18 protein-coding genes and 2 pseudogenes are annotated in these 22,041 nt (G+C 37.4%); 13 read left to right on the forward strand and 7 right to left on the reverse strand.

Annotated elements, in window-relative coordinates:
- Positions 1-164 (reverse strand): IS66 family insertion sequence element accessory protein TnpA (gene tnpA / locus MLD65_RS18505; RefSeq protein WP_481748546.1); only part of this gene is annotated, 164 nt, incomplete at its 3' end.
- A gap of 110 nt (positions 165-274) precedes the next feature.
- Here tnpA and MLD65_RS16520 point away from each other — a divergent pair.
- Complete coding sequence (locus MLD65_RS16520) at positions 275-541, forward strand: SMI1/KNR4 family protein (protein WP_243292955.1); 267 nt, start codon at positions 275-277, stop codon at positions 539-541.
- Between the two features lie 457 nt (positions 542-998).
- Here the strand turns inward: MLD65_RS16520 and MLD65_RS16525 are convergent, their stop codons facing one another.
- Positions 999-1,211, reverse strand: a complete 213-nt coding sequence (locus tag MLD65_RS16525; RefSeq protein WP_481748545.1) for a bacteriocin immunity protein — start codon at positions 1,209-1,211, stop codon at positions 999-1,001.
- A gap of 117 nt (positions 1,212-1,328) precedes the next feature.
- Between MLD65_RS16525 and MLD65_RS16530 the strand changes: the two genes are divergently transcribed.
- The 3 genes from MLD65_RS16530 (at position 1,329) to MLD65_RS16540 (ending at position 3,626) form a co-directional block, all read left to right on the forward strand.
- Positions 1,329-2,621 (forward strand): IS1096 element passenger TnpR family protein, encoded by a 1,293-nt coding sequence (locus MLD65_RS16530; protein WP_243292957.1) that lies wholly within the window; start codon positions 1,329-1,331, stop codon positions 2,619-2,621.
- Between the two features lie 417 nt (positions 2,622-3,038).
- Positions 3,039-3,287 carry a type II toxin-antitoxin system prevent-host-death family antitoxin gene (locus MLD65_RS16535; RefSeq protein ID WP_243292958.1) on the forward strand — a complete coding sequence of 83 codons (249 nt, stop codon included), beginning with the start codon at positions 3,039-3,041 and terminating at the stop codon, positions 3,285-3,287.
- Between the two features lie 6 nt (positions 3,288-3,293).
- On the forward strand, positions 3,294-3,626 hold the full coding sequence (locus tag MLD65_RS16540) for a type II toxin-antitoxin system RelE/ParE family toxin (protein WP_243292959.1): 333 nt from the start codon (positions 3,294-3,296) through the stop codon (positions 3,624-3,626).
- Positions 3,627-3,803: 177 nt separating this feature from the next.
- Here MLD65_RS16540 and MLD65_RS16545 read toward each other — a convergent pair whose 3' ends face one another.
- Positions 3,804-3,968: a hypothetical protein gene (locus MLD65_RS16545; RefSeq protein ID WP_243292960.1), complete on the reverse strand. Its 165-nt coding sequence runs from the start codon at positions 3,966-3,968 to the stop codon at positions 3,804-3,806.
- Between the two features lie 902 nt (positions 3,969-4,870).
- Between MLD65_RS16545 and galE the strand changes: the two genes are divergently transcribed.
- A complete protein-coding gene (gene galE / locus MLD65_RS16550; protein WP_243292961.1) occupies positions 4,871-5,851 on the forward strand; it encodes a UDP-glucose 4-epimerase GalE in 981 nt (326 codons plus the stop codon).
- A 447-nt stretch (positions 5,852-6,298) separates the two neighbouring features.
- On the opposite strand, the pseudogene MLD65_RS16555 reads toward galE, so the two are convergent.
- A pseudogene (locus tag MLD65_RS16555) lies at positions 6,299-6,721 on the reverse strand (PTS transporter subunit IIC); the annotation flags it as partial.
- Between the two features lie 148 nt (positions 6,722-6,869).
- Between MLD65_RS16555 and MLD65_RS16560 the strand changes: the two are divergent.
- The 4 genes from MLD65_RS16560 to MLD65_RS16575 all read left to right on the forward strand — a co-directional run bounded on the left by MLD65_RS16560 (position 6,870) and on the right by MLD65_RS16575 (position 11,550).
- The gene (locus tag MLD65_RS16560) at positions 6,870-7,922 is read left to right on the forward strand and encodes a 2,3-butanediol dehydrogenase (protein WP_243292962.1); all 1,053 of its coding nucleotides are present in this window, start codon (positions 6,870-6,872) and stop codon (positions 7,920-7,922) included.
- Between the two features lie 350 nt (positions 7,923-8,272).
- Positions 8,273-8,494: a hypothetical protein gene (locus tag MLD65_RS16565; protein WP_243292963.1), complete on the forward strand. Its 222-nt coding sequence runs from the start codon at positions 8,273-8,275 to the stop codon at positions 8,492-8,494.
- A gap of 543 nt (positions 8,495-9,037) precedes the next feature.
- Positions 9,038-10,327 (forward strand): hydroxylamine reductase, encoded by a 1,290-nt coding sequence (gene hcp / locus MLD65_RS16570; protein WP_243292964.1) that lies wholly within the window; start codon positions 9,038-9,040, stop codon positions 10,325-10,327.
- Between the two features lie 290 nt (positions 10,328-10,617).
- Entirely contained in the window at positions 10,618-11,550 is a 933-nt protein-coding gene (locus MLD65_RS16575; RefSeq protein ID WP_243292965.1) for a manganese-dependent inorganic pyrophosphatase, read from the forward strand.
- Between the two features lie 311 nt (positions 11,551-11,861).
- Here the strand turns inward: MLD65_RS16575 and MLD65_RS16580 are convergent, their stop codons facing one another.
- Positions 11,862-12,911: a tetratricopeptide repeat protein gene (locus MLD65_RS16580; RefSeq protein ID WP_243292966.1), complete on the reverse strand. Its 1,050-nt coding sequence runs from the start codon at positions 12,909-12,911 to the stop codon at positions 11,862-11,864.
- A 632-nt stretch (positions 12,912-13,543) separates the two neighbouring features.
- A complete protein-coding gene (locus MLD65_RS16585) occupies positions 13,544-14,284 on the reverse strand; it encodes an IclR family transcriptional regulator (protein WP_243292967.1) in 741 nt (246 codons plus the stop codon).
- Between the two features lie 364 nt (positions 14,285-14,648).
- Between MLD65_RS16585 and MLD65_RS16590 the strand changes: the two genes are divergently transcribed.
- From MLD65_RS16590 to MLD65_RS16605, 4 genes and pseudogenes are all read left to right on the forward strand, one after another.
- On the forward strand, positions 14,649-16,046 hold the full coding sequence (locus MLD65_RS16590) for an alanine/glycine:cation symporter family protein (RefSeq protein WP_243292968.1): 1,398 nt from the start codon (positions 14,649-14,651) through the stop codon (positions 16,044-16,046).
- A gap of 19 nt (positions 16,047-16,065) precedes the next feature.
- Entirely contained in the window at positions 16,066-17,745 is a 1,680-nt protein-coding gene (locus tag MLD65_RS16595) for a M20/M25/M40 family metallo-hydrolase (protein ID WP_243292969.1), read from the forward strand.
- A 145-nt stretch (positions 17,746-17,890) separates the two neighbouring features.
- On the forward strand, positions 17,891-18,736 hold the full coding sequence (locus tag MLD65_RS16600; protein ID WP_243292970.1) for an Rpn family recombination-promoting nuclease/putative transposase: 846 nt from the start codon (positions 17,891-17,893) through the stop codon (positions 18,734-18,736).
- 280 nt (positions 18,737-19,016) lie between these two features.
- Positions 19,017-20,551, forward strand: a pseudogene (locus tag MLD65_RS16605) (YifB family Mg chelatase-like AAA ATPase).
- 98 nt (positions 20,552-20,649) lie between these two features.
- On the opposite strand, the gene MLD65_RS16610 reads toward MLD65_RS16605, so the two are convergent.
- The gene (locus MLD65_RS16610) at positions 20,650-21,753 is read right to left on the reverse strand and encodes a Fic family protein (RefSeq protein ID WP_243292971.1); all 1,104 of its coding nucleotides are present in this window, start codon (positions 21,751-21,753) and stop codon (positions 20,650-20,652) included.
- Positions 21,754-22,041: the final 288 nt, after the last annotated feature.

Genomic DNA, 22,041 nt, shown 5'->3' on the forward strand with positions numbered 1-22,041 from the left:
ACTGTATTGTGATGATCTTTGATTTTTTTCAACCAATACTTGAATTGATGAATACTTATGTCATTAGATTCGCACCATTTAGCCTGAGTTTGGCCACTTGCTTTATAATCGGCAATCCTTCGTTCCCATTCCTTTCGTAATTCTGAATTAGGACTCTTTGCCATAAAAAAACCTCCTCAAATTTTCGTTTGAAGAGATTATCCCACGTTTGTTAGTTTGTTCATAGGTGGTTTCTATTTGACGATTACTTTTAAAATTTTATTGATATCGATAATTGTTAGCTGTAGGAGAAGCTATTATTTTAGGGTTAAGAGAGGCTGAATATGTTGCTACACCATCATTTGTAGAACAATCGCTTAAGTATAGAGAGAACCTTCTAGAAGGTTATGAAAAATTTGTTGTAATTGGAATAGCTGGTTCAGGTAATCCAGTAGGTTTTAATTTGTCAGGTAACCCAATCATAAGATTCCATTATGATACAGGTGAAACAGAAGTTATTGCTAATAGCTTTGAAGAATATTTAGAAAAATCACTGAAATAAGAGATAAATATCCAGTTTTAAACACTACTAAATGAAGATGAGTTGTTTGAAAAATCAAAAACTCATGAAGGTTATACCATCATTGAGAGTAATGATAAAGCTAAAAAAGGATAGATGCTACTAGTGTATTGCTAAAAGAAGAGTATTTATTCATTTTTTCAGAAAATTCAACCCTTACTAAATCTATCGTAACCTTATTAGACTACTAGAGTAAACTATAAACCTTCAGGGAGGGGAGTACCCCTTGACACCTGACTTCAGATCATTGAGTGCTCATCCGCCATTATATTTCATTTGTATATACATATTGCAAATTTCTAAAAATGGGCTGTCCAAAAAAGTCGATTTTCGATCTTGGACAGCCCATTTTACATATTTGAGAATTCGGATGTATCAATATTCTCGTATTTCAATTTTCAAGGATATTCCCTTTTCAGACAGCTACATCTGCATACAATTATTTTGGATCTTTATATTCTAGTGTTATTCTGACTATCTCTTCTTTAGACAATTCTTCATCACTCCAAAAAATTAAGTCACTTGGAGCTGGATGAGGCACATTTTCTTCTAATATATCAATGTATTTACTCACTTTTTCATCAGATAACTTAGGATTGCATAGATTTTTTACAAGTTCAATAAATTCTTCCTTTGATAATTTATTCTCCACATCATTCATCCTTTCTAAATTTTTATCCTTACACAACACGTAAAGATATTTAAAACACCGCCTATTTTTCCCGCTATAATGAAAATATAGATAAATACTGGTATAAGGAGAAATCAAATGACTGTTAAACCTTTATCAATAAAAGACATTCCATTGCAGATTGTTTATGACTTTGAACAATTTATGAATTATGTGGATCGATATGAAGTGCCTTTATCCAAAAAGCTAGAGTACATTCAAAAAAAGCACCTTTACAACTTGAATCAATTGATGTCGGATCCTGAAGAAGGGGTGACTCTTTATACCGATCAGCCTTCATACCCGCTTTTGCATTTATTTTATCATTTAGCATTAAACTCTAGATTGCTAACGAAGCAATTTTATAAAGCGGGACAATTTCAATTAAGTGTTACGGAAAGGTTCACGGAATACAATGAATTAAATGATGTAGAAAAGTATTTTTTCTTGCTTGAAACGTTTTGGGTTGACTCGGATTGGATGAATTTGAATAGCAATGAACGAATGATATCGAAAATCCCATACGTCTTGCTGTATTTTGCCAAGCAAAAACCGAATCAAGAGACGTTATTAGAAGAATCGGGATTACATTCTTTCATGTATGAATGGAATTATTTTCTTAATTACTTTTCTTATTTTGGCTTTTGGACGTTTCTTCCAGACGAATCGTCACAGCAATATTCTAAAAAATGGATGATTGCGAAGACCATTACACCAACACGGTTTGGAATTTTGATGTTCCAAACACTCATTGCAACGAGAAGGTTTACAGAATGGAATATACCGTCCAGAAAGATAGGAGGGGAATTTAATCCAATTCCAGGTACAATACCAGAAAAGGACAATATTCTATGGGACATAGAGGATAGGGTGTACGAAGAGTATGGAGTTGTTTCATACGAAAATGAGAAAGGTGAGCCATTTTACCTCAAGTTTAAAGGGATGTTTGAAAAGGGGCAACTAAACCGTACACTGCCAAGAGAAGACGGGATAATTCATGAGGGAGTTTATACGTTTAAAGTATCATTAGAGGACACGGTTTGGAGGAAGTTCAAATTGTCTTCATTGCATACTTTATTAGACCTTCACAATATGATTCAACGGACATTCGAATTTAATGATGATCACCTTTACAGTTTTTTTATGGACGGTGTGGCATGGTCTCGAAATTCCATTTCATCTCCAGATGATGATAGTGGACCATATGTTCATGAAGTCACCATTGGTGAACTCCGTCTTAAAGTAAATCAACGGTTTCTTTACTTATTCGATTACGGAAGTGAATGGCATTTCACTGTTGAACTAATTCACATTCAAGATGGAGATGAACTAAAAGAACCAAAAATTAGTGGACAAAAAGGGGAGGCACCTGACCAATATTCTTGGTGGTAAGGGGAGAAAAGCGGTGTCTGCCCCCGCCTCAGCTTTGTACGAAAAATGCCGAACCGACTGTATTGTACAGGAAGTTCGGCATTAATCTTAGGTACCTAGTCATTCTGAAGAAAAGGAGTTAAACAAACGTTTAATTAAAGGGTTCTATGGTAATGGGGAACGAACCTATGTAGAGGATATCGAGGTCTATGTTTATAGCATATCTCACTTAAAGATTATGAATTTTTATATAATACAACTTAAGTAGGCTTTAATGGAGAGACGAGTATCATACCTTTGTTAGTGTGCGAAACCCTTGGCTTCCATGCCCGTAGAGGATCCTTGTCAAGCCTGCGCCTTTTAGTCTCACTGTAAAATTAAACGTATAATTTTAAGTAAAATAATGGTATAATATAATCGACGAAAGGAGTTGATTTTATGCCAAATATTAAGCCTGTTTCTGATTTAAGAAATTATAATGAGGTTTTAAAGGATATAGCTGTAGGAGATCCAGTTTTCTTAACAAAAAACGGTCGAGGTAGATTCGCCATTCTTGACATAGAAGAATATGAAAAAAATCAAGCTACAATCAAGCTTCTTTCAAAACTTTTGGAAGCTGAGAAGGTCATCAAAACAGGAGATGAATGGTTAACGGAAGAACAAGTTAAGAAGGATTTGGGAGTATAATATTTAATGCACAAATTAAGAATGAATCCCATCGCAAAACAAGACTTGCATGATATCAAAGAATACATTACGAAAGAGCTTGATAACCCAATTGCTGCTGTTGATGTCATTACAAATATTATTGCTTGCTATGAAAAGCTGAAGGAATTCCCGATGTTAGGTATAGAATTATCGTCTAAAATTGACGTTTCCACAGACTACAGGTATTTGGTTTGTAGAAACTATCTTGTATTTTATAAAAATGATGATGTTTATGTATCCATTTATCGAATTTTATATTCAAGAAGAGATTACGTAAAGATCCTTATTAATGAAAATATTAGTAAGGAACAGGGATAGTACTCCAAGAGTCATGAATAAAAATTAGATCTGATACAGCACTCTACTTGACACTCCCACAGCTGAAGCAGTGGGATTCTTGAATGACTAAGCGTTCGCAATCCATTTCTGTTTTGAACAGCCTTCAAGATTAAGGTATGCCATTTAACAGCAGGTTTTCTTAGTTTTACAGTATATTTAGCCATGGAGGTCATCCCAATTAATAAGGTCGTCATTTTTAATGTCAATCTCAGCTTGTTTGAGTATTTCTTTTTCTTGTTTCGATAATGGAGAATTATCAGCTTCCACATTAATTTCAGCTTTATTATCTTTTTCAATCACAACTTTGATAAGATCATACACTATTAGTGTCTTTCTCTTTTACGAGGTCTACGAGTAAATGAAGGTCCTCTTTACGTATACTCATCATAACACCCCTTCTGGTAATGAATATCGAGTGATTCGTAGTTACAGCTTAATTGTTTAAATGACCAAAATTGATCTACTTCGGATTTCTAATGAACTCCCGCTCGTAATCTATCTAAAATAATGTCTTCAATGAATATTAAGTAAACATAATGATTATTTTCGTCGATTTCCATCGGAATTTCCATTTCTTCATGATAGAAATGACGATCTTCCTTTTGAAAACTTAAAGAAAAAAGAACATTTTCAATTTTGGATTTAAATACGAGTCACTACATTATGATATTGATTTTAATGTAAAAGTGGTCATTTTTTCATCACTCATACGCTTTTCTTTCATACGCATCTCCCTCTCGCCTAGGTATGAGGTGGGTCCCTATCCCATTCAGTTATTTGTGTACCGCATTAATTTACTGAAGATTTAACAGCTGCTTTTAGGGGGGTGAGCAAGGTGCTTCAGATTACCTCAAGGAATAAGAAGGATAGGTAGCCATCCTCCAGATATGAAGGAGGTTAGTAACGACCAAGTAGATTTTGCTACATTGATTAAAAAAATCTCCTAAGCGACCCATCAACATCAGTACCTCATCCACTTTTCATCGACACAAATCTCGAGCAACCAAGCCCAAGTAAAAATCATTCGTTTAGCCAAAACGTTAGCGAACCTCCAATATTCAAAAGACTCATATCTCGGAAGCAGTCAAGCTACGAAAACGAACAAATACGGAACAAAAGCATAGTTTAACAAGAGCGAAATAAATTAAATGACGGGCCTGACTCAATACGTTAAACGAAAAAAGAATGGACTTATCAAAGCGAAGTGAAGGAGGTGACAGAGCGTGGCCATTCTAGTAACTGGCGGAGCAGGCTACATCGGGAGTCACACTGCTTTATATTTACGTGAGCAAGGGGAAGAAGTAATGATTCTAGATAACCTTCAAAAGGGGCATCGGGATGCAGTTCTCGGTGCAACATTTTATGAAGGAAAGATCGATGATCACGACTTACTGGATCAAATCTTTACGACTCATTCCATTGAAGCCGTCATTCATTTTGCCGCAAGTTCCTTAGTGGGTGAGAGTGTTGAAGATCCTTTCGCTTACTATAAAAATAATGTAATAGGGTCTTACCATCTTATTAAGAAGATGGTTGAACACAATGTAAAGAAGATCGTCTTTTCTTCAACAGCGGCAACGTATGGTGAGCCAACATCAATCCCCATTCAAGAAAGGGACCCGACAGTACCAACAAATCCTTATGGCGAGACGAAACTAACGATTGAAAAGATGTTAAAGTGGTCCGATCAAGCATATGGCTTAAAGTCTGTTTGCTTACGCTATTTCAATGCAGCGGGAGCTGACCCAAAAGGAAGAATTGGTGAAGATCATACACCCGAATCACACTTGATTCCAATTGTACTGCAGGCTGCATTAGGGCAGCGTGAAAAAGTATTTATGTTTGGTGATGATTACCCAACCGATGACGGTACTTGCATTCGTGATTATATTCATGTAATGGATTTAGCTCAAGCTCATTATCTCGCATTAAAGAAATTACGGAAAGATAACGAAAGCACTGTTTACAATTTAGGAAATGGTACAGGTTTTTCTGTTAAGGAAGTAATCGAAACATGCCGGAGAGTAACAGGAAAACAGATTGTGACAGAAATCACCGACCGTCGTGCAGGAGACCCAGTCGTGTTAATCGCATCTTCTGAAAAAGCACAGCGTGAATTAGGGTGGAAACCAAAATATCCTCAATTAGAAGTGATGATTGAACATGCTTGGAAGTGGCATCGTACTCATCCAGAGGGGTTTTAGGAGGTCTGATTCTTTTTATTAGGATCAGAATTTATCCCACTCTTAACGGGCAGTAAGACCCCCACCTCAAGATTCTGTAGTAAAGCAAAGAAGATAGGTGGGGGACAACTGCCCGTAAAGGTCTGATTGGTTCAACTAACATTCAGTGAGGGATGAAAAAACCCCCACTGAATGAAGTTTCACTTTATCTATTTTGATAAAGTTTTCAGGGGGAAATGGAGCATTCAATGTCCAGCTAGGCGCCACCAACTTGAGGTCACAATCCAACATTTAGTCGACTTGTCTTGTGCTTGTCGCCGATAGGCAGGCGCTATGCACTTTTTTGAAGAGGAAGTTCCTTCAACATTTATAAGTGACTTTCCCTTCATGATTGAGTTTTCTGCTTAACAAAATAAAAAAACACCTGCCATATGATTGAAATATAACAGGTGCTTACACTATTAAAAACTATGAAAATAACTCGATTAAGAAACTTAATAAAATACCAACAACCCCAAAATCAGAATCTCCAAATGTCGTTCCTTCATAGCCTAAAGATCCGAGGACCGGAAGTAAGAGTGCTGGCAAAAAGGAGATTAATAGACCATTAGCAAAGGCACCGAGCATAGCACCGCGTCGGCCGCCTGTTGCATTACCGAAGACTCCGGCTGCTGCTCCTGTGAAAAAGTGTGGGATTAATCCGGGAACAATCACTTTCAATCCGAAAACCGGCAATAAGAACATCGAAATCAATCCAGCGATAAAGCTGAATAAAAATCCAATAATCACCGCATTCGGTGCAAATGGGAATACAGCAGGACAGTCAAGGGCAGGCTTAGCGTCTTTTACTACTTTATCGGCAATCCCTTTAAACGCTGGGACGATTTCCGCGCCTCGGAATAAATCCTCTCTTTCTTCAGCCTCAATGATGTTCCACTCTATTTTATAAAAACTTAACAAATCTTTTAAAATTCAAACAAAAGTTGGTGTGAATTGTGTGATACGATTAAAGTAACTTGAAAACATGAGGTGAATGCAAATGAAGGCGGCACGATGGTACAAGGTGAGAGATATTCGAGTGGAAGAAGTCGAAGAACCGACAGTAGAAAAAGGGAAAGTGAAAATAAAAGTGGAACAGACAGGGATTTGCGGGAGTGATTTACACGAATATGTTGCAGGTCCAATTTTTATTCCAGTAGAAGAGCCACACCCTATTAGTAACGATATAGCGCCGATTATTATGGGACATGAATTTTCAGGTCAAGTTGTAGAGGTTGGCGAAGGCGTAACGAAGGTAGAAGTTGGCGATCCAGTAGTTGTAGAACCTATTCTCCGTTGTGGACAATGCCCTGCTTGTAAAAAAGGAAAGTATAATCTTTGTGAGCAATTAGGTTTCCACGGTCTATCTGGTGGAGGCGGCGGCTTTTCTGAATATACGGTTGTTAATGAAGAAATGGTTCACAAAATGCCTGAAGGGCTCTCTTTTGAACAAGGGGCATTGGTTGAACCAGCCGCTGTAGCGTTACATGCTGTACGAATGAGCAAAATCAAACCGGGTGATAAAGCGGCTGTGTTTGGGACAGGCCCTATAGGTCTTCTTGTTATTGAAGCTTTAAAAGCGGCTGGTGCCTCTCATATTTATGCAGTAGAAGTATCGAAAGAACGTTTAGAAAAAGCAAAAGAACTCGGGGCAACGGCTGTCATTAATCCAATGGAAGAAGATCCTGTGCAAAAACTAATGGAACTGACAGATGGCGGAGTCGATGTTTCATTTGAAGTAACAGGAGTTCCGGCTGTATTACAACAATCGATAGACAGCACTTCATTTGATGGCGAAACCATTATCGTCAGCATATGGGAAAAAGAAGCAAACATTCGTCCAAATAACATTGTTTTAAAAGAAAGAAATGTAAAAGGGATTATCGCTTATCGTGACATTTTCCCGGCCGTAATGGAATTAATGAAGCAAGGCTATTTCCCTGCAGAAAAACTAGTGACAAAACGCATTCAACTCGATGACCTTGTAGAAGAAGGCTTTGAAACGCTCATAAAAGAAAAAGATCAGGTGAAGATTTTAGTTAAATCGGAATAAAAAGTTTATAGAGATCATGACTTTTAATATTATGCGTGCCTAACTCTTTTGACCGAGCTGTTGCGTGAAGAAGAGCATGAAACCTTGACACCGAGTGGATGTATAAGTTTATCTATACGGATACTTGGTGTTTTTTAGTTTTGATATTGATTGCCTCGTTTGAGAATGTTTCTGGTAGACTAGGGCTCTATTTATCCATCTATTAAATATGTTACACCGTGATAGTTCATGCGTATTTGGAATTTTCTTGAATATATATGTATTAGGGTTTAAAATTTTTTATATAAGTACAGAATGAGTCGTAGAAGGGATGAATGCAAATGCCTACTGTAAATAGGGGGGTTCAAACAATGACAAATGAACCAACTATGCTAAAAAAAGATATTCATTGGCAGATTGCAGATTGTGCATACGTTGTTCGGAATGTCCCTTATCTTAAAGCTGATTACGACGGAGAAGAAATGCTGGACTTAGATGTTTCAGTAGCAGTCACTACATTACGTAATCTTATGGTTGAGAATGTCATTGTACATGATGTAGATTACGAAGACTTTGCTGATATTGAATTTTAACATTTTGGTGACTCCACGTGAAAGTTGTTTGAGGGATTTCCTTTTGATTAAATGGTAAATGAACTTGTACTCTAAAGGCCATAAATAATCGTGATCTGATATGGCACTCTTCGTAATAGGGTGTTTTTTTATGCCTACGTAATTTTCGAGTCAGACCCCACTCACTCATTCCTCTTATATCTTAAATTTTTTACTTCCCTAGGATTCTTTAAATTTGAGAAGTGACTCGATTCACTACATTGATTGCTATTTTGCGATTATTAAGAGTAGTTTCATCACCCTTACGTTACTATGCCATTCGCTTAATTTATGATTCATTTTGAAATTCAAAAAGTAGTTTATTACCCTTGGTGCATTAAGACATTACGAAAAGATCTTTCAGGCTTATTAATCGCTTTCGTTGTAAAATCGTCAAAAAATTGTAACAACTTTTTGGATAAATTTACACAAATAAGAATACTGTGACTTTTCTTACAGTAAAAGAGGGGTATTCTTCGCTATCCTAAACAGGACATAGTTAAAAAGAAGGTGAGTGAAAAGATTATGTTCTGTTATCAATGTGAACAAACCCCAACTGGTGGCTGTAAAGTAATTGGTGTGTGTGGTAAAGACGAAACGATTGCTAGTCTTCAAGATACGATTATTTTTGCTTTGAAAGGAATTGCGGCATATCGTACGCATGCGCAGCAACTAGGTTTTACCGACCCGTTTGTTGATAAAGTTACGCATGAAGCTCTTTATATGACCTTAACGAATTCGAACTTTAACGAGCAGGAACATATTGATATGGCGATGAAAGTCGGACAAGCAGCAGTTCGTGTCATGGAGATGCTCGATGAGGCACATACAAATCGGTTAGGCATTCCTGAACCAATTCGTGTCAGTCAAAATAAAATCGAAGGCAAATGTATTGTCGTTACCGGGCACAACCTATTTGCTTTAGAAGAACTATTGAAACAAACAGAAGGAAAGGGAATTAATATTTATACTCATTCCGAAATGCTTCCTGCCCATGGTTATCCGGCTTTAAAGAAATATTCCCATTTGAAGGGCAATATCGGAAAAGCATGGTACGACCAGCGTCGCCTGTTCGAGAAGTTTCCTGGGGCAATTTTAGCGACAACAAACTGTGTAATGCCAATCAAAGGCTCCTATGCAGATCGTATGTTTACTTATGAAGTTGCTGGTCTTGAGAATGTGCAAAAAATCATCAATGATGACTTCTCACCATTGATTGAAAAAGCCCTGAAATTACCAGAGGCAGCAATTGATTCAGAAGATACGTTATTGACAGGTTTCCACCACGAAACCGTCTTAGGGTTAGCACCGGAAGTCATCGATGCTGTGAAAACAGGAAAAATTAAACGCTTCTTTGTAATTGCAGGTTGTGATGCACCTGGAAAAGGTGGCGAATATTACCGTGAACTAGCGACTTCATTACCACAAGATACGGTAATTTTAACAACGTCATGCGGTAAATTCCGATTCAATGACGTCGAATACGGCGTAGTACCTGGAACCAATATTCCACGGTATATCGATTTAGGCCAGTGCAATAACTCCGTTTCTACGATTAAGATCGCAAAGGCATTAGCCGATGCATTTGAATGTGAAGTGAATGAACTGCCTGTCAGCATCGTCTTATCTTGGTTTGAACAAAAAGCAGTAGCCATCCTTTTAGGCTTATTCAGCTTAGGGATTCAGGATATCCGAATTGGTCCAAAAGCCCCTGAATTTATCTCTGAAGGAGTATTAAGTGTACTACAAGAAATGTTTAATTTAAAACTAATTGGCACTGCACAAGAAGATATGGAAGAAATGTTGTTAGTCTAAAATGGGACAAAGTACAATAGGGGCAGCCTGCCCCTCTTACTTCCTCTTTTTCTTTCGCTTTACCGAGTTCACGGAAGGATTCTTCCTTAGCTTTGAAATTGGGAAAGTTTGTTTGTATAAAGTGTGTAAAAATTTAACAAGTCAAAATCGTTTCCGAAGGCGTTCGCAACTGATATGAATACAAGAAAGGTATAAATCCAAAATCACGAGACGATGATTTCTATTGAAAGCTTTATTCCTTCATTGTACGATAATATATAAAGTAAATTAAAGTAAAGGAGTATTCACAGATGCAAAAAACACTTATTTTCGGCCATAAAAACCCAGATACAGATTCGATCTGTTCAGCTCTTGTCTATGCAGATTTAAAGGCGAAATTAGGGAAATCGGTTGAACCGATTCGCCTAGGAGAAGTGAATGCGGAGACTCAATATGCGCTTGATTATTTCAAAGTAGAAGCACCTCGCTTCGTTCAAAACGTTTCAGAAGAGACAAACGAAGTAATTTTAGTCGACCATAACGAGTTCCAACAAAGTGCGGATGATATTGAAAAGGTGCGCATTTTAGAAGTCATTGACCATCACCGTATTGCGAACTTCCAAACGAGTGATCCGCTATACTACCGTGCGGAACCAGTCGGTTGTACAGCAACGATTTTAAATAAAATGTACAAAGAAAACGGAGTAGCGATTGAAAAAGAAATCGCAGGACTTATGCTTTCAGCGATTATTTCAGACTCTTTATTATTTAAGTCGCCTACATGTACAGAAGAAGATGTTGCGGCTGCGAAGGAACTAGCAGCTATTGCTGAAGTAGAGCTAGAAACATACGGTTTAAATATGCTAAAAGCTGGCGCAGATTTAAGTGATAAAAGTGCAGCAGAACTTATTTCCCTTGATGCAAAAGAGTTCGAGATGGGTGCATATAAAGTAGAAGTAGCCCAAGTGAATGCCGTTGACGTAAATGAAGTATTAGCTCGCCAAACGGAGATAGAAGAAACGATGACAAACGTCATTTCCGAAAAGAACTTAGACCTTTTCTTATTTGTCGTAACAGACATTTTAAACAGCGACTCCACTGCTTTAGCATTAGGACAAAAAGCAGCCGCTGTAGAAAAAGCCTATAATGTCACGTTAAGCGACAATAAAGCACTTTTAAAAGGTGTTGTATCCCGTAAGAAGCAAATTGTACCGGTGTTAACGGAAGCTTTAACAGCAGAATAATAAAAGAAATCATGAAAACCACACCCGCAGAAGTGAATTGAACTTCTGCGGGTTATTTCGTTTTGATAAAGTTTTTAGGGAAAAATTAAAAAGTGTAAGCGTGTCCCTCATGCGGTTGCGCTTTTTTTCATGAACTTGCGGATACGCTTTTTTCACTTGCCCCTTTCTTATTTTAAAGTAAGTTCGTTTTCGAAAAAAAGAAAAGTGTCAGAAGCTTTCAGGAGACATGTAGTCAAATAGATTAATTGTGTTTTCACTCTCGTCTTTTTCTAAGCATGATTTTTCTCTTTTAAGGATACGTTTTTCATGTCCTACTTCTTTTTCTTCTTCCTCTTTCTTTTTTGCTCAAGCTTTCTTCTTTTATTTTGAAATGTATTAGGAGTGTATGTCCGTTCTTTTATTGGAATTTCCGATCTTTTTTTACCCATCATGATTTCGGCAAGTCGAACCAAAGAATCTGGATGATCTAAGGAAATATCCATGTCTATTGTTAGATTTTTTGGATGATCTTTGTTTTCGCCACTGACAGTTATCATTTCGTAATCACTTGCCTCAGGTAAAAATGGTATTTTTTTATCTGAACCTAGGTGTAGTTCCAATAAACGCGATAAAGCATCGGTTAAAATGTCTCTTAAGTCAGGTCCTTTCATGTACTTGTAAACGGAGGAACTTGCAACCGCTTTTCGAAGGTAGCTTGCAGCAAGTTCAAGTTCGCCAATGTCCATTAGAATTTTTCCGATATTAAAGAGGGATTCAGTTTGCATTGGATCTAGCTTAAGTGAACGTTCAAATGCTACAATCGCTAAGTCAGGACGATTACCTTTATAATATAAATTTCCGAGGCGGCTCCAAATATGCCCATTTTCTTTTTTCAGTACTTTCTCCAAAAGATATTTCTCTGCATCTGTAACAAATTGATGCTGGGTTCCATCATATAAAACCATTACTCCTAAACCAAAACGATCGTCTTCTACTCCCGCTTGAATTTGTATAAGCCCAGTTGTTAAGAAAAGCATTAAGTCCGTTGTTTCTTTCCAGTTACTTGCGGAATTACAATGTATGCAACGAAAATAGCCAGTCGTTTGAGTATAAGATAAAGGATTTAGATTTGCGTTCTTTTTTGCTTTTTGTAAATTATATAAAACTAAGCCGATGTCGTATGTCCCTGTTTTTTCGCATTCGGTACAAATAAGCTTTTGCTCATTGTTAATAAGAGGGGTGTGAATGTGATTAATTTTTTTCAATACAAGTGGCAAAAATTCACTTGGTAGTAAGGAATGAGTAGGAAACTGAGGCAAATCATCAAGTTCCTTACCTGTCAATGCATGAATAAGTAAAGGGTTAATGGGTAATTTTGTCATTATCAATCTTCCTATTCAATTTAGTTTGGTATCTCATAAGTTATCATAAAAAACACATTTCTGTCATCACAGATAGGGGGATGATCATTCTCTTATTTAGAGGATAAAAGCACTAGTGTTAAATTCCCGCTATTCGCTCAATCATACAAATATTGTCCTAAAGAACATGCGATATATACTGTCCAATTTAAACAAACGTTTGATTAAATACTCACACACTATTAATTACTTTTAAATGTACGTTTCACAGTAAAAAAATCCAATCCATGTCATTGTTTTAATTATCTACATGACTTTTCCCATTTCTGTCATGTAACTTCCGTAAACTCTCAAATGGATACAATTTAAGTCGTTTAACGTTATTTCTATAATTAAAAAAGCAGGGCTTGAAGAATGCTTCAAGTCCTGTTTTTTGATTGTTTAGGAAATTATAAATTTCTAACCTGTGGGTAACTTTGTTCATAGTTGGTTGCGTCTAGCTCCGGGTGTTAGCGGCTAGGAAACTTTCCATTTCATTCGTACGATAAGTCAACATCGATTGAAACGTCGCTCGAGTTTCCTTGATCTCCTACTGAAATGGTACAGTTTGTACGCCGCTTTAGCAATGCTTTCGCGCTTTTGTTCCGTCCGTATTAAAAGGTTCTCCCAATTTTCATCGAAATCGTTTGAGCAGCTTGCTTCACTTTATCTACTAAAAAAGTGAGGTGCTCGTCTGTTATATCGTAATCTAACATTTCGATGCTTATAGCTCCGATCACTTTTTGATTAAAACCAATGACAGGTGCCCCGACAGATGCTGTTCCTTCTGTTTTTTCCCCATAGCTGATTGCATATCCATTTCGCTTCACTTCTCTTAACTGCTTTATTAGTGCGTCTCTCTCTTCTTGAGAAGAAATGAGGTTATGAATAATTTGTTCCGCTCGTTTTTCTGGTATATTGGCCAAGATTGTTTTGTTGGCGGCTCCGATATGAAGCGGGATTCGCTCTCCTAAGCTATCGATAATTCTTACACTTCGCGGACTGTCAATCCGATCCATAATAATAGAATAATTGCCATTAGGAAGGTTGAAGTAAACTGTTTCTTTCACATCTTGTGCCAGTTGCTCCATAATCGGTCTCGTCACATCTCGAAAGTCCGTATTTTCAAGTAATTTAAGGCCAATTTCCATCCATGTATAGCCGATTTTATATTGTTTCGTATCTGGAATTTGCATAACTAACCCATTTTTGATAAGTGAACCGATGAGGCGGTGTACCGTACTAATGGGAAGGGCAGTTTTTTCCGCGATTTCAGAAATAGCCCAAGCGTTTTTGTCATCTTCAGATGCGAGAATATGAATAATATGCATCGCTCTATCTATAGATTGAACCATTTATGTGCTCCTTCATTGACTTCATGTAAGAAATTCGTTTTAATTTATTTCTTTTTATTTTACAAGAAGGGTCAATTGCTGTAAACATACGGGTTTTAATTTTCTGAATATAAAGGATTGACAAAAAAATAATATTGTTTTTTAATTTTATTACTGATGTTTTTACATAGTGGAATAAATTCCACAATACGGAATTTGTGCATTCTTAGTTTCTGCCTAAAACAAATAAAGATGGTTCGTTCCGTAACATTAAATGCACAAAAATGTAAGGGTTTTCTTTTTGTGCTGAGAATGTGTACGTCATTACTGAATCTGCTTTATAGGTTCTTACTTTTTTTAGAAAGAAGGTTTGAGGGGGTAAACGATGGAGAAGTTTTCACAAATGATTAGTCAATTAACAGGGGTTATTTGGGGATTGCCGATGATGCTATTGCTATTAGGGGGTGGCATTTTTTTAACCTTTCGCCTAAAGTTTTTTCAGTTTCGTTTTTTGCCTCACATTATCGGTCAAACATTTGGCAAAATATTTGCGAAAAGTAATGCACCCGGTAGTGTTACTCCATTTCAGGCAACAACTTCCGCATTAGCATCGACAATGGGGGCAGCAAATATCGTCGGTGTACCGGTTGCGATTGCTCTTGGTGGACCTGGTGCTATCTTTTGGATGTGGGTGGTCGCCCTTATTGGGATGGCAACGAAGTATTCAGAAGTCCTACTAGGTATTCATTACCGTCAGAAAAACAAAGAAGGGGAATGGGTCGGCGGACCGATGTATTATATCGACAAAGGTCTCGGATGGAAAAAAGTTGCTTCATTTTTTGCGATTGCCTTAATGATTGAAATTGTCGCGAGCACAATGGTGCAAGCGAACTCAATCGCGACGACAGTGAAAGGGTCATTTGGAGTTTCGCCAATCGTTACCGGTATTGTCGTCATGATTCTTGTTGGACTTGTTACATACGGTGGCATTAGAACGATTGGAAAAGTTTCCGAACGATTAATCCCGTTAATGGTCGTTTTATATTTAGTAAGTGCGTTAGCCGTGTTGTTTGTTAATATTTCCGAGATACCTACCGCGTTTGCGCTAATCTTTAAACATGCCCTGACGCCAATTTCCGCAACAGGTGGTTTTGTTGGAGCGGGTGTCGCTGCTGCTATTCGCTGGGGGTTAGCTCGAGGCTTATATTCGAATGAGGCTGGAATGGGAACAGCCCCAATTGCACACTCAGCTGCTAAAAATGACCACCCTGCAAAGCAAGGGTTTTGGGGAATATTTGAAGTCATTGTTGATACAATGATCGTCTGTACAATTACTGCTTTAGTCATTTTAACATCTGGAGCGTGGACTGAAATCGGTCCGAATGAAGCTTCGACAATGGTGACAACAGCTCTTGAACCGATCTTTGGCGTATCTTTATCGGGAACGATTATTTCGACAACGTTATTCTTCTTCGTGATCACAACCGTTATTGTGATTGTATACTATGGAGAAAAACAAGCGGAATATTTATTCGGTACACGGTTTTCAAAGGTCATGCGCTTTGTTTATATCGCATCAATTTTAATCGGTGCTATCGGTGGTTTAAAGTTTATCTGGCAATTTTTAGATTTAATGCTAGCATGTGTCGTTGTTCCAAATATGATCGCTTTACTATTTTTAAGTAAAAATGTGCAAGCGATTACAAATGATTATTTTGTGAAGTTTCGTAAAGCGGCCAAAAGGAACAGAACGATTCAAACGTTGCAAGCTAACATTTTTTAAAACGAGGAGGATTCATTCGATGTACGAAAACATCCACTTACTTCCAATTGATCGACAAGTTGAAGTTTTGACAAAGCATTTAGTATCTATCAACAGTATTAATGGAACAACGGGTGAAGTGGAAATTATTGAAGAGTTATATAATATTGCAGCCAGTTTTCCTTATTTTAGAGAAAACAAGGAACATGTATGGCTTCAAGATGTTCCGAGTGATCCGGTTGGACGTAAAAACCTTTTCGCCTTTGTAGAAGGGAAGGCTAAATCACCGGTCACGATTATTTATCATTCCCATTTAGATACAGTCGGTATTGAAGATTTTGGTTTGTTAAAAAATCAAGCGTTTTCTCCAGATGAATTAGCAGAATATTTTAAAACCTATCAAGCGAATCAAGACGTGCAAAACGATGCGAAATCCGGTGATTGGCTGTTCGGACGAGGTTCTGTTGATATGAAAAGCGGCGCAGCTGTTCATCTCGCTAACATTTTACATTTCTCACAGAACCCTGAAGAGCTCCAAGGAAACGTATTATTAATCTTTAATGGGGATGAAGAAGGAGAGCATCGCGGAATTACGGCTTCCTTGCAAGAATTAAAACGATTGCAATACGAAAAGAATTTAGAATACGTGTTAGCCATTAACACCGACTTCATCACACCGCTTTATGACGGTGATCATCATCGCTACATTTATACGGGAGCAGCAGGTAAGCTTTTGCCATGCTTCTATATTTATGGGAGAGAAGTGCATGTCGGGGATACACTAGCTGGAATTGACCCTAACTTTATTGCGGCAAAAATTACAGAACGGTTGCATAACAACTACAAGTTAACGGAGTTTATTCCTGGCGAACTTGTTCTCCCGCCAACATGCTTATATCAGCGTGATAATAAAGAGTCGTATACCGTGCAGACAGCAACGAGCAGTCAGCTTTATTTTAACTATTTCGTTTATGAGTCGACACCAAATCAAGTGATCGAGCAGCTAGTTGAGGAAACAAAACAAGCATGTCAAGAAGCCGAACAATATTTACGCGAGCAATTTCAAAATTATTTGCTCGTAACGGATTTACCACCTCGCGATCTTTCTTGGGAAGTGGAAGTTTTAACGTATGGTGAATATGTAGAGGAGTTACATCGTAAAGGCATTGACACGGAAAAAGCATTGGAAGATGTTTTAAACCGAAATGAAAAGATGGATTTACGCGAGCTCTCCTTTAAAATGGTCGATGCCTTACAGCAATTAGATCCTGACAAAAAAGCACGAGTCATTATTTTCTTTGCAGCACCATTTTTGCCGCATAACTATTTAAGTGATAATACACGTGATCAAGAGCTGCGTGCAAGCATTGTAAAAGTTTTAAAAGAAGTGCAGGAACAGACGGGTGAACAATTTGCTTTGAAAAAGTTTTTCCCCTATCTTGCCGATGGTAGCTTTTTATCCATCCATGAAACAAAAGAAGAGCTTGAGCCTCTATTAAAAAACTTTCCGAAGTGGGATCAATTATATCCACTTCCATACGAAACTATCCGGAATTTAGACATTCCATCAATCAATATGGGAGTATTCGGAAAAGACGGTCACAAATGGACAGAACGTGTGTACAAACCGTACTCGTTCAAAACATTACCATTATTGATTCAAAAAACGACGGTTGAAGTTTTGTCTGGTGGAGCGCGTTATTCTCGAGTAGTAGGGTAGAGTTTCAGGGAGTGCCAGTGGGTCTCCCTGATTTTTGTTGATGTTAAACAAACGTTTAATTAAATATGGTAAGGACTGATTTCTTCTATTTACACAAACGTATGTTCGTGTTATAATGAAGCTAACGAGAGAGGAGGTAGTCATAATGAACACGCCTGTCGACCATGACCGTTTATTTAAAGAGTTAATTCCAACATTTTTTGAAGAGTTTATGTTACTGTTTTTCCCAAAGGCATACGAACATATTGATTTTCAGCATCTTCATTTTTTGTCGGAAGAAATCTTTACCGATGTAACAGCTGGTGAAAAATATCGAGTTGACCTTTTAATACAAACAAAATTAAAAGGAGAAAAAGGACTTATTGTTGTTCATATCGAAACGCAAAGCTATATACAAAAGTCATTTAATGAACGAATGTTTCTATATTTTAATCGCTTATATGAAAAATACCGTACAAAAATTCTTCCTATAACAATCTTCAGCTACGACACGATCCGTGATGAACCACAATCATTTTTCATTCAATTTCCATTTCTGAATGTACTACATTTTCAGTTTTTAACAATCGAACTAAAAAAACAAAATTGGCGTCATTACATACGAAGTGAAAATCCAGTTGCATCGGCTTTGCTCAGTAAAATGGGTTATACTAAAAATGAACGAATCGAAGTAAAAAAAGAATTTTTCAAAATGTTAATCCGTATGGAACTAGACCCAGCAAGACAACATTTAATCATCGGTTTTTTCGAAACGTATTTAAAACTCTCTGAGCAAGAAGAAGAACAGATGAAAAACGAGGTGAAAAAAATGAATCCGAAGGAAGGAGAGAAAATAATGGAAATTATGACATCGTATGAAAAGAAGGGAATAAAGGAAGGAAAAGTCGAAATTGCTAAGAAAATGTTAATGAAAGGATACGATGTAGAGACGGTAAAAGAAATAACCGAATTATCGTTAGAAGAAATCGATGAAATAAAAAGAAGGGTGTGAACAGTCATGAATCGAAAGCAAGGAGAAAGTGTAGCTGCTAAGAAGATGTTAACGATACATGATAACAGAATTATTAAACGAGGGAATCGAGAAGATTGAGAACATTAGATTATTTTGTTTGAGGAGACTATATTCCTTTCGTCACTATACCCCTAGATTTTCTCACTTGTATTATGAATCTCATTCGGTCTTTCAATTATTCAAATATTCTCGTACGATCCCTTCGTTAATCCTTATTCAAATCTAAGTATTTATTAAAACTACTAAGGGGGATTCCTGTTTGACAACAAAGGTTTCAAGTATTGGTTTAAAAGGTTTAGAAGGGTACCGTGTGCAAGTAGAGGTGCATGTGACAATAGGTACGAAGTCGATGGTGATTGTCGGGCTGCCTGATGCGTCTGTAAAAGAGTCAAAAGAACGAGTGTTGTCGGCACTAAGAACGTTAAAATGGGACATGTCGGGATTCAAAGTTGTTGTCAATTTATCTCCTGTTGAACAAAAGAAAAACGGCCCGTTTTTTGATTTGCCGATGGCGATAGCGATTTTGAAAGAAAAGGGTCACATAAAGGTGGAAATTCCTGAACAGACCGCCTTCATTGGTGCGTTGTCCTTAGATGGAACCCTTCATAACGTAACCGGCGCGTTACCAGCCCTTGTTGCTGCCAAATCAAAAGGTTTTAAGAGAATATATCTTCCATACGATTCCGCCATTCCTTTTCACATGTTTGATGATTCATTAGAGTGTATCGTTGTTCATCATATAAAAGATGTAATCGAACATTTAACAGGACACCGGGCATTTTCTTCCCTTTCCTATAAACAAAATCTAGAAACTCCTCCATTAACACATCATTTATATAAAGACTTTTATCATATCATCGGTCATGAACAAGCAAAACGTGCATTAGAAATCGCTGCTGCTGGGGAGCATAATGTCTTAATGAGTGGGCCTCCTGGTGCGGGAAAAGTTTATTGTCCGAAGCATTTCCTTCGATTCTTCCGTCTTTAACGAGAGAGCAGCAATTGGAAGTAATGAGTTTGTACCAATTAGCTGGAGAAACGCATCGTGTACCTCACATTCCTCCTTATCGACATCCTCATCATTCTGCTTCATCTGTCTCTCTTATTGGCGGAGGTTCAAGCCCAAAGCCTGGGGAAATTTCACTAGCACATGGCGGTGTGTTATTTCTTGATGAAATGGCGGAGTTTACGAAAAAAACGTTAGACATGTTGAGGCAGCCTCTTGAATCGGGGAATGTTACGATAAGTCGCGTACATTCTACGGTTACATATCCTGCTTCGTTTATTTTGATTGGTGCGATGAATCCTTGTCCTTGTGGATACCTAGGTTCCAATATTCGATATTGCACATGTACTGCGAAACAAATTCAAGCATATCGTAATCGAGTATCTGGCCCTGTTTTAGACCGGATTGATCTACTACTCGCATTAAATCCAGTACAACTGGATCATTTAGAAAGTGAGCGGGAGTCATCCTCAGTGATTCGGGAACGGGTTGAAAAAGCACGACAGCGACAATATATACGTTATGAAGAGGAAGTAACGAATGCAAAGGTACCGTTTGAACAATTAATCAAAAAGAGTCCAATAACAAAACAACAAAGAAACATGCTTACAAAAGTCTCAAATAAACAGCAATGGAGTAATCGAGGAGAGGTCAAGGTCATCCGGTTAGCACGTACCATATCGGACTTAGCAGGAAAAGAGCATATAACGGATGAATCCATTTGGGAAGCACTGACATTAAGGCGTGTAAATCTAGTTAAACCATCATTAGCAGCGAGGGAAACATAAGATATATTGTGAAAGCCACTCCTTGCATTTTGTCGAAAAGTATATGGAATTCAAAAGAAGCATCCAGTCCATGTATATAATGAATGGACTGGATTCCCTTAGTCTGTCATAATCCGAATTAAGTCGTAATGATAATACCTGCGATTTCGTTTTCGATCGTCCCCATAAACCATATTTAATTGAACGAGTTGAGCTAAACTCTTTCGAATTGTGACAGAAGCTAAATCTGTTTTTTCTTCTATTTGTTGAACAGTTGCAACTGGATAGGAGAAAAGGGCACCCCAAACTTTTTTCGTTGAAGGTTGTTTAAGTTTTGTGATGCCTGCCTCGTATAATTTCTCAGCGCGATCTAACTTCTCATACTGATGTTCCGCCATTCTGATTGTTGCGTTTAGAAAAAATAAAATCCAACTGTTCCAATCAGGTTCTTTTCGACCAATCCCACGAACGCCATTTAACATAGCATAATATTTGAATTTCTCCTTTTCAAGCTCTTCACTTAAGAAAAAGAAGGGGGAATCAATCAAATCTGATTGAAGCAAGTAAAGAACGATTAAGATTCTTCCTAAACGACCGTTTCCATCTAAAAAAGGGTGAATCGATTCAAACTGGGCATGTATGATTGCAGCTTTTATGAGTGGATGTAACGAATCCTCTTCATCCTTTTGATAGGGGTGTCCATTTATATATCGTTCTAAGTTTGACATATATTCCCCCATTAATTGTGGTTCAGGTGGGATATATGATGCATCTTTTATATCCTTTGTTGGCCCTATAAAATTTTGAATGGCTCTATATTCTCCAGCTGCACTTGTAGATCCACGAGCATCTTTCATTAATTCTTTATGCATATCACGAATTAACCGTTCTGTTAATGGATAGCCCGTTTGAATCATTTCAACTCCAAGTTTTAAAGCACTTTGGTAATTTCTGACCTCAACTTTTTCCCACTCTTCTTTTTGATCAATTTTGTCCTCAAGCATTTCACTGAATGTAACCTGTGTTCCTTCGATCCGAGTGGATTGAACCGATTCATGGAGTGTTAATAATTGTAGGAACGATTCATTCACTAATGAATAGCGTAGTTTTTGTTTTAACTTTTCTAATTTCGCAGATGTCTCAACTACTTTCTTATAAAAGGCAAGCTCTATTTCCGAATCAAATGTGATGGGGAGAAAAGGTAAGTTATATAGCTTTTTCATTTTAGAATCGCCCCTTATATTAATAATTGTTATTATAACCTGAATTATTCACAGCTAAAAAGTGATAATGAAAATCCAGTACCCTAATTTGGCTTAATCGCCTCTTCGACATAAATTATAGCCAGCTAACCAAAATGACTTCATTCCCAATGGTTATTTCCTGTATTTAGGCATACTTCCCCCTTGACTGAAAAAATCGACTTTTTTCAGTTGGGAACAGCATTCTTTCGGTCATTCTAATTGAAGCTTTTGAATTCGATTTAGTACGTCCCAAAAGAATTGTTGGTA

It is taken from the genome of Bacillus sp. FJAT-47783, assembly GCF_022808615.1.
Classification (GTDB): Bacteria; Bacillota; Bacilli; order Bacillales; family Aeribacillaceae; genus Bacillus_BZ.

What these genes read in the sequence shown, in the direction of transcription:
- MLD65_RS16600 (WP_243292970.1), top strand. Translation starts at nt 17,891, where the DNA reads ATGAACACGCCTGTCGACCATGACCGTTTATTTAAAGAGTTAATTCCA.
- MLD65_RS16580 (WP_243292966.1), bottom strand. Translation starts at nt 12,911, where the DNA reads ATGACAAAATTACCCATTAACCCTTTACTTATTCATGCATTGACAGGT.
- MLD65_RS16610 (WP_243292971.1), bottom strand. Translation starts at nt 21,753, where the DNA reads ATGAAAAAGCTATATAACTTACCTTTTCTCCCCATCACATTTGATTCG.
- MLD65_RS16585 (WP_243292967.1), bottom strand. Translation starts at nt 14,284, where the DNA reads ATGGTTCAATCTATAGATAGAGCGATGCATATTATTCATATTCTCGCA.
- MLD65_RS16540 (WP_243292959.1), top strand. Translation starts at nt 3,294, where the DNA reads ATGCACAAATTAAGAATGAATCCCATCGCAAAACAAGACTTGCATGAT.
- MLD65_RS16565 (WP_243292963.1), top strand. Translation starts at nt 8,273, where the DNA reads ATGACAAATGAACCAACTATGCTAAAAAAAGATATTCATTGGCAGATT.
- MLD65_RS16530 (WP_243292957.1), top strand. Translation starts at nt 1,329, where the DNA reads ATGACTGTTAAACCTTTATCAATAAAAGACATTCCATTGCAGATTGTT.
- MLD65_RS16595 (WP_243292969.1), top strand. Translation starts at nt 16,066, where the DNA reads ATGTACGAAAACATCCACTTACTTCCAATTGATCGACAAGTTGAAGTT.
- MLD65_RS16535 (WP_243292958.1), top strand. Translation starts at nt 3,039, where the DNA reads ATGCCAAATATTAAGCCTGTTTCTGATTTAAGAAATTATAATGAGGTT.
- MLD65_RS16590 (WP_243292968.1), top strand. Translation starts at nt 14,649, where the DNA reads ATGGAGAAGTTTTCACAAATGATTAGTCAATTAACAGGGGTTATTTGG.
- MLD65_RS16575 (WP_243292965.1), top strand. Translation starts at nt 10,618, where the DNA reads ATGCAAAAAACACTTATTTTCGGCCATAAAAACCCAGATACAGATTCG.
- hcp (WP_243292964.1), top strand. Translation starts at nt 9,038, where the DNA reads ATGTTCTGTTATCAATGTGAACAAACCCCAACTGGTGGCTGTAAAGTA.
- MLD65_RS16560 (WP_243292962.1), top strand. Translation starts at nt 6,870, where the DNA reads ATGAAGGCGGCACGATGGTACAAGGTGAGAGATATTCGAGTGGAAGAA.